The 13,071-nt window shown below is 76.4% G+C and carries 15 protein-coding genes; 11 read left to right on the top strand and 4 right to left on the bottom strand.

The window, feature by feature from the left end; all coding sequences use genetic code 11:
- Positions 1-13 precede the first annotated feature (13 nt).
- Genes GA0070613_RS27320 through GA0070613_RS33795 form a run of 4 tightly spaced genes read left to right on the top strand, consistent with a single transcriptional unit; the run spans position 14 to position 3,541 of the window.
- Positions 14-1,051, top strand: coding sequence for a zinc-binding dehydrogenase (locus GA0070613_RS27320; protein ID WP_089014898.1), 1,038 nt, complete (start codon positions 14-16; stop codon positions 1,049-1,051).
- On the top strand, positions 1,051-1,869 hold the full coding sequence (locus tag GA0070613_RS27315; protein ID WP_089014897.1) for a sugar phosphate isomerase/epimerase family protein: 819 nt from the start codon (positions 1,051-1,053) through the stop codon (positions 1,867-1,869). The genes GA0070613_RS27320 and GA0070613_RS27315 overlap by 1 nt, the downstream gene beginning before the upstream one ends.
- Positions 1,866-3,269, top strand: coding sequence for an MGH1-like glycoside hydrolase domain-containing protein (locus GA0070613_RS27310; RefSeq protein ID WP_231929505.1), 1,404 nt, complete (start codon positions 1,866-1,868; stop codon positions 3,267-3,269). The genes GA0070613_RS27315 and GA0070613_RS27310 overlap by 4 nt, the downstream gene beginning before the upstream one ends.
- A 50-nt stretch (positions 3,270-3,319) precedes the next feature.
- Positions 3,320-3,541 carry a hypothetical protein gene (locus GA0070613_RS33795; protein ID WP_089014896.1) on the top strand — a complete coding sequence of 74 codons (222 nt, stop codon included), beginning with the start codon at positions 3,320-3,322 and terminating at the stop codon, positions 3,539-3,541.
- Positions 3,542-3,586: 45 nt separating this feature from the next.
- Here the strand turns inward: GA0070613_RS33795 and GA0070613_RS27300 are convergent, their stop codons facing one another.
- On the bottom strand, positions 3,587-5,692 hold the full coding sequence (locus GA0070613_RS27300; RefSeq protein ID WP_089014895.1) for a molybdopterin-containing oxidoreductase family protein: 2,106 nt from the start codon (positions 5,690-5,692) through the stop codon (positions 3,587-3,589).
- Between the two features lie 77 nt (positions 5,693-5,769).
- On the opposite strand from GA0070613_RS27300, the gene GA0070613_RS27295 reads away from it, so the two are divergent.
- The gene (locus tag GA0070613_RS27295) at positions 5,770-6,168 is read left to right on the top strand and encodes an NUDIX hydrolase (protein WP_089014894.1); all 399 of its coding nucleotides are present in this window, start codon (positions 5,770-5,772) and stop codon (positions 6,166-6,168) included.
- 3 nt (positions 6,169-6,171) lie between these two features.
- Here the strand turns inward: GA0070613_RS27295 and GA0070613_RS27290 are convergent, their stop codons facing one another.
- Positions 6,172-7,485: an aminotransferase-like domain-containing protein gene (locus GA0070613_RS27290; RefSeq protein WP_089014893.1), complete on the bottom strand. Its 1,314-nt coding sequence runs from the start codon at positions 7,483-7,485 to the stop codon at positions 6,172-6,174.
- A gap of 99 nt (positions 7,486-7,584) precedes the next feature.
- Between GA0070613_RS27290 and GA0070613_RS27285 the strand changes: the two genes are divergently transcribed.
- A complete protein-coding gene (locus GA0070613_RS27285) occupies positions 7,585-8,844 on the top strand; it encodes an MFS transporter (protein ID WP_089014892.1) in 1,260 nt (419 codons plus the stop codon).
- Positions 8,845-8,926: 82 nt separating this feature from the next.
- On the top strand, positions 8,927-9,325 hold the full coding sequence (locus GA0070613_RS27280; protein WP_089014891.1) for a DUF2267 domain-containing protein: 399 nt from the start codon (positions 8,927-8,929) through the stop codon (positions 9,323-9,325).
- 16 nt (positions 9,326-9,341) lie between these two features.
- Here GA0070613_RS27280 and GA0070613_RS27275 read toward each other — a convergent pair whose 3' ends face one another.
- Together GA0070613_RS27275 and GA0070613_RS27270 are read right to left on the bottom strand one after the other, a co-directional pair.
- Positions 9,342-10,568, bottom strand: a complete 1,227-nt coding sequence (locus GA0070613_RS27275) for a serpin family protein (protein WP_089014890.1) — start codon at positions 10,566-10,568, stop codon at positions 9,342-9,344.
- A gap of 49 nt (positions 10,569-10,617) precedes the next feature.
- On the bottom strand, positions 10,618-11,136 hold the full coding sequence (locus GA0070613_RS27270) for an NUDIX hydrolase (protein ID WP_089014889.1): 519 nt from the start codon (positions 11,134-11,136) through the stop codon (positions 10,618-10,620).
- A 53-nt stretch (positions 11,137-11,189) separates the two neighbouring features.
- Here GA0070613_RS27270 and GA0070613_RS27265 point away from each other — a divergent pair, with 53 nt between their 5' ends.
- The 4 genes from GA0070613_RS27265 to GA0070613_RS27250 all read left to right on the top strand — a co-directional run bounded on the left by GA0070613_RS27265 (position 11,190) and on the right by GA0070613_RS27250 (position 13,068).
- Entirely contained in the window at positions 11,190-11,552 is a 363-nt protein-coding gene (locus tag GA0070613_RS27265) for a methyltransferase domain-containing protein (protein WP_089014888.1), read from the top strand.
- The gene (locus GA0070613_RS27260; RefSeq protein ID WP_089014887.1) at positions 11,510-11,926 is read left to right on the top strand and encodes a hypothetical protein; all 417 of its coding nucleotides are present in this window, start codon (positions 11,510-11,512) and stop codon (positions 11,924-11,926) included. Before GA0070613_RS27265 ends, GA0070613_RS27260 begins: the two co-directional genes overlap by 43 nt.
- A 59-nt stretch (positions 11,927-11,985) precedes the next feature.
- Positions 11,986-12,441, top strand: a complete 456-nt coding sequence (locus GA0070613_RS27255; protein WP_089014886.1) for a DUF5990 family protein — start codon at positions 11,986-11,988, stop codon at positions 12,439-12,441.
- A gap of 132 nt (positions 12,442-12,573) precedes the next feature.
- Positions 12,574-13,068: a type II toxin-antitoxin system PemK/MazF family toxin gene (locus tag GA0070613_RS27250; protein WP_089016234.1), complete on the top strand. Its 495-nt coding sequence runs from the start codon at positions 12,574-12,576 to the stop codon at positions 13,066-13,068.
- Positions 13,069-13,071: the final 3 nt, after the last annotated feature.

The following is a 13,071-nucleotide window of genomic DNA, read 5'->3' as shown; positions in this document are numbered from 1 at the left end:
TCGGAGCGACGCCATGGTCAACTGGGTTGTCTCTCTGGCCGGGCCCCGGCGGGTCAGCCTGGAGCCCTGCCCCGCGGATCCGCTCGGCCCGGGCCAAATCCGCGTCCGCACCTGCTACTCCGGCATCTCGGCCGGCACCGAGTTGACCCTCTACCGGGGCAGCAATCCGCGGCTCAGCAAGGACTGGGACGACGCCACCCGGATGTTCGTGCCCCGCCAGGCGCCCGCCGCCTACCCGGTGGTCGGCTTCGGCTATGAGGAGGTCGGCGAGATCGTCGAGGTCGCCGCCGACGTCGCCGACCGGCATCCCGGGCAGGTCGTCTGGGGCATCTGGGGGCACCAGGCCGAGGCCGTCGTGCCGGCCGGCGCGGTCCAGCCGCTGCCCCCCGGGCTCGACCCGCTCACGGCCGTCTTCGCCCGTCCCGGCGCGATCGCCCTCACCGCGGTGCTCGCCGGTGACCTGCACCTCGGCGACTGGGTGGGAGTCTTCGGCCAGGGGGTGATCGGCCTGCTGGCCACCCGGCTGGCCGCCCTCTCCGGCGCCCGGGTGGTCGCGGTGGACCGGGTGCCCGCCCGGCTGGACTTTGCCACCCGCTTCGGCGCCCGGCGGGTCGTCGACGCCGCCGTGGACTCCGCCGCCGCCGTGCTCCGCGCGGCCACCGACGGTCGCGGCGCGGATGTCTGCCTGGAGCTGTCCGGGTCGTACCCGGCGCTGCACGAGGCGATCCGCGCCACCACCCACGCCGGCCGCGTCGTGGCCGCCGGCTTCTACCAGGGGTACGCCCTCGGGCTGGGACTCGGCGAGGAGTTCCACCACAACCGGATCCAGCTGGTGGCGGCCCAGGTCTCCGGGCCCACCCCGGCACCCGGCACGGCCGGCCGGTGGACCGGGCCCCGGATCGCCCACACCTTCATGGACCTGGTGGCGGAGGGCAGTGTCGACCCGCTGCCGCTGGTGAGCCACGTCGTCGACGCGGGCGCGGTGGCCGACGCGCTCGCGTTGCTCGACCGCGGTGACGGTGACGTCCTCCAAGTCGTGCTGAGGTTCTGATGGCCATTCCACTCGCCTGCCAGGAGCAGCTTCTCCCGGGCGCCAGCCTGTCCGACAAGTTCGCCCTCGCCACCATGCTTGGCTACCAGGCCATCGAGCTGCGCGGCCGCGGTGACCTCGCGTTCGCCCGGCGGTTGCCGGAGCTGCGTCGGGCCCGCGCCGACGGCGTGCTCATGCCCACCGTCTGCGTGGAGATGGACCACTTCATCGGCGACTTCGACCCGGACCGTTCCCGGGACGCGGTACGCAACCTCCGCTCCCAGCTCTCGGTGATCGCCGAGCTCGGCGGGATCGGCGCGATGACCCCCGCCGCCTGGGGGATGTTCTCCCGGCGGCTGCCGCCCTTCGAGCCGCCCCGCTCGCCCGACGGCGACCGGCAGGTCCTCGTCGACACCCTCGGCGAGCTGGGCGAGCACGCCCGCGCCGAGGGCGTCGCCCTCTTCCTGGAACCCCTCAACCGGTACGAGGACCACATGGTCAACCGGCTCGACGAGGCGGTCGCCCTCTGCGCGGCCGTCGGCCTGCCCTCGGTCCGGGTGGTCGCCGACACCTTCCACATGAACATCGAGGAGGACGACGTGCACGGCGCGCTGCGCGCCGCCGCGCCGTACCTGGGCCACGTGCAGGTCAGCGACTCCAACCGGTACCAGCCCGGGGCCGGGCACCTGGACTGGCCGGCGCTGCTGCGTACCCTGCACGACATCGACTACCGAGGGTGGCTGGCGCTGGAGTGCCGGCTGCGTGGCGAACCCCTCGCGGCCCTCCGGCAGGCCGCGACGGTGCTCACGCCCGCCCAGCCCTGGCAGGCGGCGGCATGAGCACCGGGCCGGCCGGCGGTCCCGGCGCCGCCGCCGGGTTGGACGCCGCGACGGGTGGCGCCGACGGCGACCCGCGATCCCGGCGGGCCGGCGCCGAGCGGGCGGCGGAGCTGCGCCGGTTGGCGGTCGCCACCCTCGACGGCAACTGGGAGCACGACCACACAGTGCCGTCACGCACCCTCTACCCGCACCAGTGGAGTTGGGACTCGGCGTTCATCGCCGTCGGGCTGGCCCACGTCCGACCCGACCGGGCGTGGCGGGAGCTGCGGACGCTCTTCGCCGCCCAGTGGGCAGACGGGCGGGTGCCGCACATCGTGTTCAACCCGGCGTTGCCGGTCGGGTCGTACTTCCCGGGGCCGGAGTTCTGGGGCTCCGCCCGCGCCGACGGCGCGCCGCCCGCCGCCACCTCCGGGATCGTCCAGCCGCCGGTGCACGCCCCGGCGGCGTGGCTGACCCACCGCCGGGCCCCGTCCGAGGCCTCGGTGCGGGCGCTGCGTTGGCTGTACCCGCGACTGGTCGCCCAGCAGCGATACCTGACCGGCCGGCGGGACGTGGGCGGGGCCGGGCTGGCCTGCCTCGTGCACCCGTGGGAGTCGGGGCTGGACAACAGCCCGGCCTGGGACGCCCCGCTGGCCTCGGTGCCCGCCGACGCCGCCGTCATGCGGGCGTACCGGCGGCACGACACGGCGCACGCCGACGCCGCGCACCGCCCCACGGACCTGGACTACGCGCGCTACGTCGCGATCGTCTCCTCCTATCGGGAGGGCCGATACGGCGACGACGGGCTGGCCGGCCAGCACCCCTTCCTGGTGGAGTGTCCGCTGCTCAACGCGGCACTCGGGGTGGCCGAGCACGCGCTGGCCCGGATCGCGGCGGTGGTCGGGGCCGACCCGGGGCCGCACCGCGACCGGGCGGCCCGGATCACCGCGACCCTGGTGGACCGGCTGTACGACCCGGCCACCGGCACCTTCCACCCGCGCGACCTGCGCACCGACCGGCTGATCCCGGCCCGGACGGTGCTCGGGCTGATGCCGCTGATCCTGCCGGACCTGCCCGCCCGGCACGTAAGGGCGGTGCTGGCCGAGGCGTGCTCGCCCCGGTTCGGCCTGGCGCCCCGGATGGACCGCCCGCTGCCCACCCACGACCGAACCGCGCCGGACTTCGAGCCGCTGCGCTACTGGCGCGGCCCGAGCTGGCTGAACACGAGCTGGCTGCTCTGGCGCGGGCTGCTCACCCACCGCCGTCCCGACCTGGCCGCCGGGCTGCGGGAGTCGATGCTCCGGCTGGTCGCGGGCAGCGGCTGCCACGAGTACTTCCACCCGGACACCGGCGCCGGGCTCGGCTCCCCGGCCTTCAGCTGGACGGCATCCTTGGCGCTCGACGCCCTCGCCGAGGGGTGAGCCGCCGGCATCGCCCCCGGAGGCGACGCCGGCGGCCGGCGCGTCAGGCGATGCCGGCCGGGCTGGTGGCGCGGTTCCCACCGTCGACGCCAGGGGCGGGCGGTGGTGCGGAGCAGGGGCGCAGCGACCGGCCGTCCGGGCCGGAAGTCCCGGACACCGCTCCGGTCGGCCGCGTCGATCCCCTCATCGGCGTCCGCGAGCGGGTCGGCCGGCACCAGGGCCGGTGGCGCGACGTCGTCCTCCTCGAACGCCGCAGCCCGGTCGTCGGCTGACCGCCGGTCCCGGCGTCCACCGGCGTGCGCTGACGCCCGGGTCGGTCAGGCGCCGGAGACCGCCTCCTCGACGCGCGGCAGGTCGGCCGTCAGCAGCTCCGCCGGCACCGGCTCGACCTCGATCCGGGTGTCGTGGAACGTCGGGCCGCCGCCCAGGTCGGTGTCGCGTACCGCGGTGACCGCGTTGACCGTGGTCCCGCCGGGGCTCAGCCGCGCCCAGTACGCCTTGTAGGTGAACGCCAGCCCCGGCCGGGTCGCCTCGTCCACGGCGACCGCCGCCAGGAACTCCCCGCGGTCGTTGTGCACCCGCACGGCGTCGCCGTCGGTCAGGCCCCGGGCCGCCGCGTCGGCGGGGTGTAGGTGCACCCGGGGCGGCCCCATCCGGCCGGCGTGCCAGGGCAGCGAGGCGAACGTCGAGTTCATGAGGAACCGGCCGGCCGGGGAGATCAGCACCAGCGGAAAGCGCCGGGCCAGCTCCGGGTCGGCGGCCTCCGCCGGCGGGGTGTAGCCGACCAGCGGGTCCACCCCCTGCCCGGCGAGCCGCGGGTCGAGCAGCCGGGCCCGGCCGTCCGGGGTGGGGAAGCCGCCCTCGGCGTACGGGGCCGACCCGACGGCCACCCCGGTGGCCCGGGCGTACGTCCGCTCGCGCAGCTCCTCGAAGCTGACCGGCCCGTCGCGGAGCAGCTGCCGGGCCAGGTCCTCGTCGCTGTCCGACAGGCGGGGATGGTCGAGGCCCAGCGCGTCCGCGATCCGCCGGAAGATCTCGGTGTTCGGCAGCGCCTCGCCGGGCGCCCGCGTCGCCGGCAGGTTGAGCGTCGTGTAGTGGTGGCCGTAGGAGGTGTGCAGGTCGAGGTGCTCGGGCTGCATGGTGGCCGGCAGTACGACGTCGGCGAAGTCGCAGGTGTCCGTCCAGCGCTGCTCCAGCACCACGGTGAACAGGTCGGCGCGGCGCAGGCCCGCGCGCAGCCGGCGCTGGTCGGGCGCGGTGGCCGCCGGGTTGGAGTTGAAGACCACCAGCGACGTCACCGGCGGATCGGCCTCGCCGGTGAGCACGGCCGCGAGCCGGCTCATGTTGATCGACCGGGCCGGCGGGGCCGGCATGCCGCGCGGGCGGACCACCGGGTCGAGGGGCACCCGGTGGTGCCCGCTGGTCGTGCAGAGCGCACCTCCGCCCGGGTACCGGAAGTCGCCGGTGACCAGCGACAGCGCGCAGATCGCCCGGATCGCCTGGCCGGCGCCGCGGTGGCGCTGCGCCCCAAGCCCGACCCGGATCGCGGTGGGCCGGGTGGTGGCGATCCGCTCGCCGAGCCGCCGGACGACGTCGACGTCGAGCCCGCACTCGGCGGCGGCCCGCTCGGCCGGCCACTCGTCGAGCCGCGCCGACAGCTCCGGCCAGCCGACCGTGTGCGCGGCCAGCCAGTCCCGGTCGGCGGCGCCCGCGTCGCGGACGATCCGCATCAGCCCCAGGGCCAGGGCGGCATCCGTGCCGGGCAGCGGCGCGACGTGCTCGTCGCTGCGGGCCGCGGTGTCCGTGCGCAGCGGGTCGATGGTGACGACGTACGCGCCCCGCTGTCGCGCCTCCTGGACGAAGGGCCACTGGTGCAGGTTGGTGGAGAGCAGGTTGGCGCCCCAGAGCACGATCAGCTTGGCGTCCACGATGGACTCCGGCTCGAAGCCGACCGAGCCGCCGAACAGCGAGCCCAGCGCGGCCCGCGCCGCGGCGGTGCAGATCGTGGTGTCCAGCCGGGACGCGCCGAGGTGCGCGAAGAGGCGTGGACCCATCGTCCAGCCCTGGACCAGCCCCATCGTGCCGGCGAAGTAATACGGCAGGATCGCTTCCGGGCCGTCCCGGTCGATGCTGGCCCGCAGCCCGGCGGCCACCCGGCCGACCGCCTCGTCCCAGCTGGCCGGCCGGTAGGAGACCGGTCCCACGCCCTTCGGCCCGGTCCGCACCAGCGGGTGGGTCAGCCGGTCGGGTCCGTTGACCGCGTCCAGGTAGCGGTTGACCTTGCCGCAGAGCGCGCCCCGGGTGAACGGGTGGTCACGGTCGCCGCGCAGCCCGACCGCCCGACCGTCGGAGACGGTGAGCTGCCAGGTGCAGGTGTCCGGGCAGTCCAGCGGGCAGGCACCGGAATGGGTGGCGCGGGACATGGCAGGGATGCTACCGATCCGACCGGCGTCGTGTCCTTCTACAGTTGGCCGCTGTCCCTCAGCAGATGAGGAGTGCCGTGCGCGAGATCGACAAGGTGGCCTGGATCCGGATCGAGGACGGCCGCATCCTCAGCACCCGCTCCCGCGGCAAGGACGTCTGGTACCTGCCCGGCGGCAAGCGGGAGGCCGGCGAGACCGACCTGGACACCCTGGTCCGGGAGATCGCGGAGGAGCTGGGCGTCGCGGTGGTGCGCGAGTCGGCCGTCCACGTCGGCACCTTCTCCGCGCGGGCGCACGGGCACGCGGCCGGCACCGTGGTCCGGATGACCTGCTACGCGGCCGACTACCGGGGCGAGCTGCGCCCGGAGAGCGAGATCGATGAGTTGGCCTGGCTCGGTCACGCCGACCGGCACCGGGTCTCCCCGGTGGACCAGCTCATCTTCGACCGGCTCCGGGCCGAGGGCGCGCTCCGCTGACCGTCAGCCCGGCAGCAGCCGGGCCAGGGTGCGCAGCGCCGCGCGTACCGTCGCGGCGTCGGCGCTGAGGCTGACCCGCAGGCCCGGCGCGGCCCCGCGCCGGGCGGCGAACTCGTCGGTGCCGGCGACCGCGACGCCCCGGCGGCGGGCGAGCGCGGTCACCGCGTCGGCGTCGTGGCCCAGGCGCAGCCAGGCGAAGGGCGCCGGCCCGGTGGCGGCCACCCGGTCGCCGAGCAGCTCGCGGGCCAGCGCGGCGCGCCCGGCCAGCTCTGCGGCACGGGCGGCGGCGAGCTGGTGCGCCGCCCCGCTCAGCACGAGCTGGGTGGCCACCTCGGCGACCAGCGGCGCGGGCGTCCAGGCGAGTGCCCGGGCGGCGGCGCGCAGCGGCTCGGCGAGCGCCGGCGGGGCGTACCGGTAGCCGATCCGCAGGCCCGGAGCGAGGGTCTTGGTGATCCCGGTGAGGTGGACCGTGCGGGGGTGCCACGCGGCGATCGGCGGCGGCCGGTCGGGCAGCAGCGCGCCGAACGGGTCCTCCTCGATCACGGCCAGGTCGTGGCCGGCGGCGACGGCGGCGATCTCCCGGCGGCGCTCGGCCGGCATGGTGAGTCCGGTCGGGTTGTGCAGGGTGGGGTGCAGGTGCAGCGCGGCCACCCGGCGTCGGGCGCAGAGCCGGTCGATGGCGTCCGCGCGGGCCCCGGCCGCGTCGCTCGGCACGGTCGCCAGCTCGATCCGGAGCAGCCGCGCGGCGGCGAGCAGGCCCGGGTTGGTCAGCTCGGTGGTCACCACCACGTGTCGGGGCTGGGCGAGCGCGGCCAGGGCGGCGGCGAGGGCGTGCTGTCCGCCGGCGGTCACCTCGACCTCGTCGGGGGCGGGGCGCCAGCCGCCGTGGGCCATCCACCGGGCGCCGGCGACGCGGTGCCGGACCGCGTCGGCGTCCTCCGCGCCGACGGCGAGGGGGTCGGCGGCGATCCGGTGCAGGATCGGCGCGACCGCCCGGTGGACCGGCCCGTGCCCGGGCGGGTGCACGGCGGCGACGTCGAGCAGCGGCGCGGTGGCGGGCGAAGTGGCGGCGGGGGTCGGGGCGACGAAGGTGCCCCGGCCGACCTCGCCGGTGAGCAGCCCGCGCCGGGCGGCGACCTGGTAGGCGCGGCCGACGGTGGCGATCGTGACGCCGAGCCGCCGAGCCAGCTCCCGCTGCGCCGGCAGGCGGTCGCCGGCGGTGAGCCGGCCGGCGGCGATGTCGGCGCCGATCGCGTCGGCGAGCGCCAGGTAGCGGGGTCCGGCCCCGGACGGCCCGGCGGGCTCCCAGATTGTCACCGTGACAATCTAGTCGCCGCGCGGCCCGGCCGCCGTCGGATTGTCACCGTGACAATCGGGGCCGCCGGCAATTCCGGGTACGTCGTCGACGCTGCCCCCATGACCGTCACCACCGCCGCCCTGTGGCGGCACGCCACCTTCCGCCGGCTCTGGCTCTCCGACGGGGTGAGCACCCTCGGCACCCACGTCACCACGGTGGCGCTGCCCCTGGCCGCGCTGACCGCGCTCGGCGCCGGGCCGACCGGGGTCGCCGCGCTGACCGCCGCCACCACCCTGCCGTACCTGCTGCTCGGCATCCCGGCCGGCGCGATCGTCGACCGACTGCCGCGCCGCGCCGTGCTGGTCGGCGCCGACCTGACCCGCGCCCTGCTGCTGGCCAGCGTGCCGCTGGCGTGGGCGGCCGGACTGCTCACCCTCGCCCACCTGATGGCGGTGGCGCTGCTGGCCGGCTGCGCCACGGTGCTCTTCGACGTGGCCTACTTCGCGGCGGTGCCGGAGGTGGCGCCGCCCGGCCGGCTGGCCGACGCCAACGCCCGCCTCGAGGCGACCCGGGCGGTCGGGCAGACCGCCGGCCCCGGCCTCGCCGGCCTCCTCGTCGGCGCGCTCGGCGCGCCGGTCGCCCTCCTCCTCGACGTGGCCAGCTTCGTCGCCTCGGCGCTGTTCCTCGCCGGTACGCCCCGGCTGGCCCCGCGGCGGGTCCCCGGTGCCGGCGGCGTGTGGCGCGACGCCACCGGCGGGGTGCGCTTCGTGCTCCGGGACCCGGTGGTCCGGGCGCTGACCCTCTGCTCCGGCCTGACCAACCTCTGGCACGCCGGCTTCCTCGCCATGCTGCTGGTGTACGCGGTCCGCGAGCTGCGCCTCCCGGCCGCCACGGTGGGCCTGCTGATCGCCGGCGCCAACGTCGGATACCTGCTCGGCGCGGCGGTCGCCAGCCGGGCCCGGGCGCGCCTCGGTGTCGGGCGGGCCATCGCCGCGGCGGCGGTGCTCCAGGCCGGCGCGGCGCTGGTGCTGCTGCCGCACCCGCTCTGGATCGGCGCGGGGCTGGCGGTGAGCGCCTTCGCCAGCGGGCTCTACAACGTCAACGCGGTCAGCCTGCGGCAGGCGGTCACACCCGGCGAGATGCTGTCCCGGATGACCGCCACCAGCCGATTCTTCATCTGGGGGACGATGCCCCTCGGCGCGGCCCTCGGCGGGGCGCTGACCGGTCTGCTGGGCGCGCCGACGTACCTCGCGTCGGCCGCCGTGGGCATGGCCGCGGCGGCGCTGCTCGTTCGCTGCTCACCGGTCTGGCGGACCGTCGAGATCCCCGCCCCGGACCGGCCGCCGGTCCCGGCCGGGGCCGTCTCCGCCGGGCGGTGAGCGGACTGTTTGTCGTCGCCGGCCGGGGGTAACCGCGTGACCGGCTGCGGCGCCGCGCGGCCGGCGACGACAGGAGGGTGGCGTGCGGTTTCCCCGATTCGTCGAGGCGGTGTCCCGCCGGTCCGAGCTGCCCACCGAGCAGGCCGCCACGATCGCCCGGGCCACCCTGCAGACCCTGGCTGAGCGGGTGACCGGGGACGAGGCGGACGACCTCGCGGCGCAACTGCCGGACGAGCTGAGCGGCTACCTCGCCGCCCCGGCCGGCGACGGTGGCCCGACCGGAGGCGCGGTCGAGTTCGTGTACCGGGTGGCCGACCGGGCCGGGGTGGACCCGGCGGTCGCCGAGGTGGGGGCGCGGGCGGTGCTGGCCACCCTGCGCGAGGCGGTCACCGTCGGAGAGTTCTCCGACCTCGTGGCCCAGCTGCCGAAGGGTTTCGACGCGATGGTCGACCCGATCCCGCGACCGCCGTACGGCGGCTGACGCGGCGGGCCGACCGTCAGGACGGGTCGACGAGGTCGGCGGCCGACGGCTCCTCCGGCTCGGCCACCCAGGCCGAGAAGACCGGCACCCCGTGCCACGGGCCCACCCCGTCCCGCCGCTCGTCTGTGGTCACCGCCACCACCGCGTACGGGTGGCCGAAGCGCAGCTCGGCGGTCCGGGCCACCCCCTCGGGCGGCAGGCTTACCAGGGCGAAGGCGCCGGTCACCGCGGCCGCCTCGAAGCCGTACCGGCCGAACCGGGCCATCGCCGCCTGCCGGGCCTCCGCCTGCGCGTCGGCCGCCACCGCTCTGATCGCCGTGGGGAAGCCCAGCCGGGACCCGGTGAGGTCGTGCTCGCTCCGCGCCGACCAGCAGGGCAGCACCGCCGAGTGGCGCTCCTCCCGGCCGTCCCGGGCCCGGGTGCGCACCCGCTCCTCCCGCACGCTCCACAGTGCCGTCTCGCCCAGCTGCAGGTCGAACAGCGACCGCCGGCCCGGCTCGCCCCCGGCCACCGCCGCCGCGCCGAGCCGGTACGCGGCGGCCAGCACGTCACCCGGCGCCACCCCGGGCGCGGCCGCCACCGAGACCACGGCGAGCCCCGCCTCGCCACCCTCAACCGGTCCCGGCTGGGCCGTCGCAACGTGCACGATCACCTCGCCGGCCCGGTCGGTGGCGGCGATCCAGGACCGGTGACCGCGCTCGGGGGAGCGCAGCACCCGGGTGAGCGAACCGGCCCAGGCGCTGGCCGGCCCGAGGGCCGCGGCGGGGGCCAGGTCGAACGGCTCCCTCCAGGAGATGCGGGTGGCCAGCGCGCTCGCCAGGGCCAGCACCACCTGCGACGTGACCCGCAGCGGGAACCGGTCGATCAGCCCGAGGGTGTGCTCGCGCGCCCAGGCGTCCAGCCCGTCCTGCCCCGGCAGCGGCCCGGTCGCGGTCCGCGGCGGCAGGCCGGCGTACCAGTGGGCGATCCCGGCGGGGTCGTACCCGGCGCGGTGCCAGACCGCGGTCGCGGCGGGCACCAGCGGGTGCGGCTCGGCCAGCAGGGCGGCCGCCGTCGCGGCGGCGGCCGACGGGTCCATGCCGAGCACGTCCGCCAGCTCGTCCCGCTCGGTGCCGGTCGCCGCCGGTCCGCAGAGCGCCAGCAACAGCCAGGCGCCGAGCGGGGACGCCACGTGGTGGCCGGGGTCGACGGCGGCGTGCAGGCGGTCGGCGTACCGGGCGAGGGGCTCCTGGAGGCTCGTCATGGCTCCACTCTGCCCACCGCCGGCCGGTTCGGCACGCCCGCCGGGCCCGTCAGGACCAGAGTTCGAACGGCTCGTCGATCTCCTCTCCGGCCAGGAACGGGGTGAGCAGCGCCGGCAGCCGCCCCGGGTAGAAGCGCTCCCGGCTGGCCACGATCTCGGCGACCGGCCACCAGCGGAAGCCGAAGTAGTCCTCCAGCTCGTAGTCGAGCCGGTCCGACTCGTCGACCGCCGGGCCCCGCCCGGGCAGCCGGACCGGCACCACCACCTCGTCCTGCAGGTGCCGCAACTGCCGGTGGACGAAGCTGGCCCGACGGCGCCAGCCGGGTGCGCCGACCTGCTCCGGGCCCACCCGGATCCCGGTCTCCTCGCGCAGCTCCCGCACCGCCGCGTCGAGGTACGTCTCGCCGGGGTCGAGACCACCGCCCGGCAGCTCCCACCAGGTGCCGAGCCGGGGGTGGTCCGGGTCGCGGGTGTGGAACAGCAGCACCCGCTCCTCGGCGTCCAGCACCACCACCCGCACCGCGCGACGTTCCAGGAGCGGCAGGTCCCGGGGCAGCTCGTCGGTCATGCTTCCTCCCCAAGGGTCACGCGTTCGTCGTCCACCCTGTCACGATGACGGTCATGACCCAGCTTTTCGGTGAGGTCGCCGGCAGCTACGACGAGGCGCGCCCCGGCTACCCGCCGGAGATCGTCGAGGCGATCCGCGCCTACAACGGCGGGGTGCCCGCCCGGTTGGTCGAGGTGGGCGCCGGAACGGGCCGGGCCACCGAGGTCCTGGTCGGGTTGGGCGCGCCGATGACCTGCGTGGAGCCGGATCCGCGGATGGCCGAGCTGCTGGCGGCCCGGTTCCCCCTGGTCGAGGTGGTGGTGGCGGCCTTCGAGGAGTGGACGCCCCCGCCGGGCGGCGTGCCGGCGCTGGCCTGCGCGCTGGCCTGGCACTGGTGGAGCCGGAGACCCGCAACCGCCGGGCGAAAGACGCGCTGACCCTGGGCGGCAGCCTGGCCGTCTTCGCGCACCGCTACGCGTACGTCGACCCGGCGCAGGCCGTCGCGATCGAGGCGGCGTTCGAGTCGGTGGACCCGGCCCCCTTCCGGGACCGTCCCGATGACTGGTTCCACGCCGACATCGCCGGCAGCGGGCTCTTCGCCGACGTCCGCCCGGTGTCCTTCCGCCGTGCGGTCCCGCTGACCACGGCCGCGTACCAGGCGCTGGTCAGCACGTTCTCCCCGCAGCTGAGGCGGCCGCCCGAGCTGCGGGAGCGGGTGCTGGCGGCGGTCGGCGCGGCGGTCGACGGGTTCGGCGGAACGGTCGTTCTGGACCTGCGCACCACGCTGGTCCTGGGCCGCCGCCCGGCCTGACCGGGCTCAGCGGCCCGACGTGCCCGACGTCCTCCAAGCGAGCGGTCTACGCTGGGCTGGTGCGGATCCGCATCGAGGGCCACGACCTTCCCGGGCGCGATTGCGGCAGCAGCGGCGACTTCCCCGGCTACCGCAACATCCATGTCGGCGTGCAGCGGCGCGACCAGCCGACCCAGTGGCTCGACCTGCAGCCGGGCGACGCCGCGGCCGTGACCTGGAACCTGGACTGCAGTGCCGCGACCGTCACCGATGGAAGTCTCGATGTGCGCGGGCCGTACATTCAGGGCGGGCCTGGTCGCCGTTTCATCTACCTGTCCTGGGGCGAGATCGATGACACCGGCACGTTCACCATGTTCCGGCGGGCCAAACTGTGGCTTGACGGTGTTGAGGCCGCCACCGCGCATGCAGCGGTCGGTGCCGGCAGCCTGACGGCAAGGCTGGGGCTCACCGACGCCAAAGGTCACCCGCTGTGCGCCGCCGTCCGACCGCCGAAGGTCACCTGGTCCGCCACCTAGTGCGTGACCGAGAACGTTCACCGGGTCGAGGGGGTTACGCGGCTGTCGGGCTGCGGCACACCGCCGTACCTCTACCGCAGTTCGCCGGGCGGCGGCGCGCGGGTCCCCGGCCCGGAGGATAGGCTGCCGGCCGTGGCAGGTCTGTTGAGGAATGTGGCGTCGCGGCTCGTCCGGAGGTCCGGGGGCACGGCGACGCCGACCCGGACGCCGGGTCCGATCCCGGCCCAGGTCGCGCGGCGCCGCCAGGTGGCCGCGCTGCAGCGCCGCCAGCTCGCGTACGCCCCGGAGCTGGACGGGCAGGCCGATCCGGGGGAGATCGTCTGGACCTGGGTCCCGTACGAGGACGACCCCCGGCAGGGCAAGGACCGCCCGGTGCTGGTGGTGGGCCGGCAGAGCCGGACGCTGTTCGGGTTGATGCTCTCCAGCCAGAGCGAGCGGGACGGCCAGCGGCACTGGCTGGCGCTCGGGCCGGGCGCCTGGGACCACGACAACCGCCCCAGCTGGGTACGCCTCGACCGGGTCCTCACCATGCGGGAGGACAGCATCCGGCGCGAGGGTGCGGTGCTGGACCGGCCCCGCTTCGACCGGGTGGGCCAGGCCCTGCGCGCCGGCTACGGCTGGCGCTGACCC

The organism is Micromonospora inositola (assembly GCF_900090285.1).
Taxonomy (GTDB): domain Bacteria; phylum Actinomycetota; class Actinomycetes; order Mycobacteriales; family Micromonosporaceae; genus Micromonospora; species Micromonospora inositola.
The sequence above is the reverse complement of the archived record's forward strand: the minus strand, read 5'-3'. Positions and strand labels throughout refer to the sequence as shown.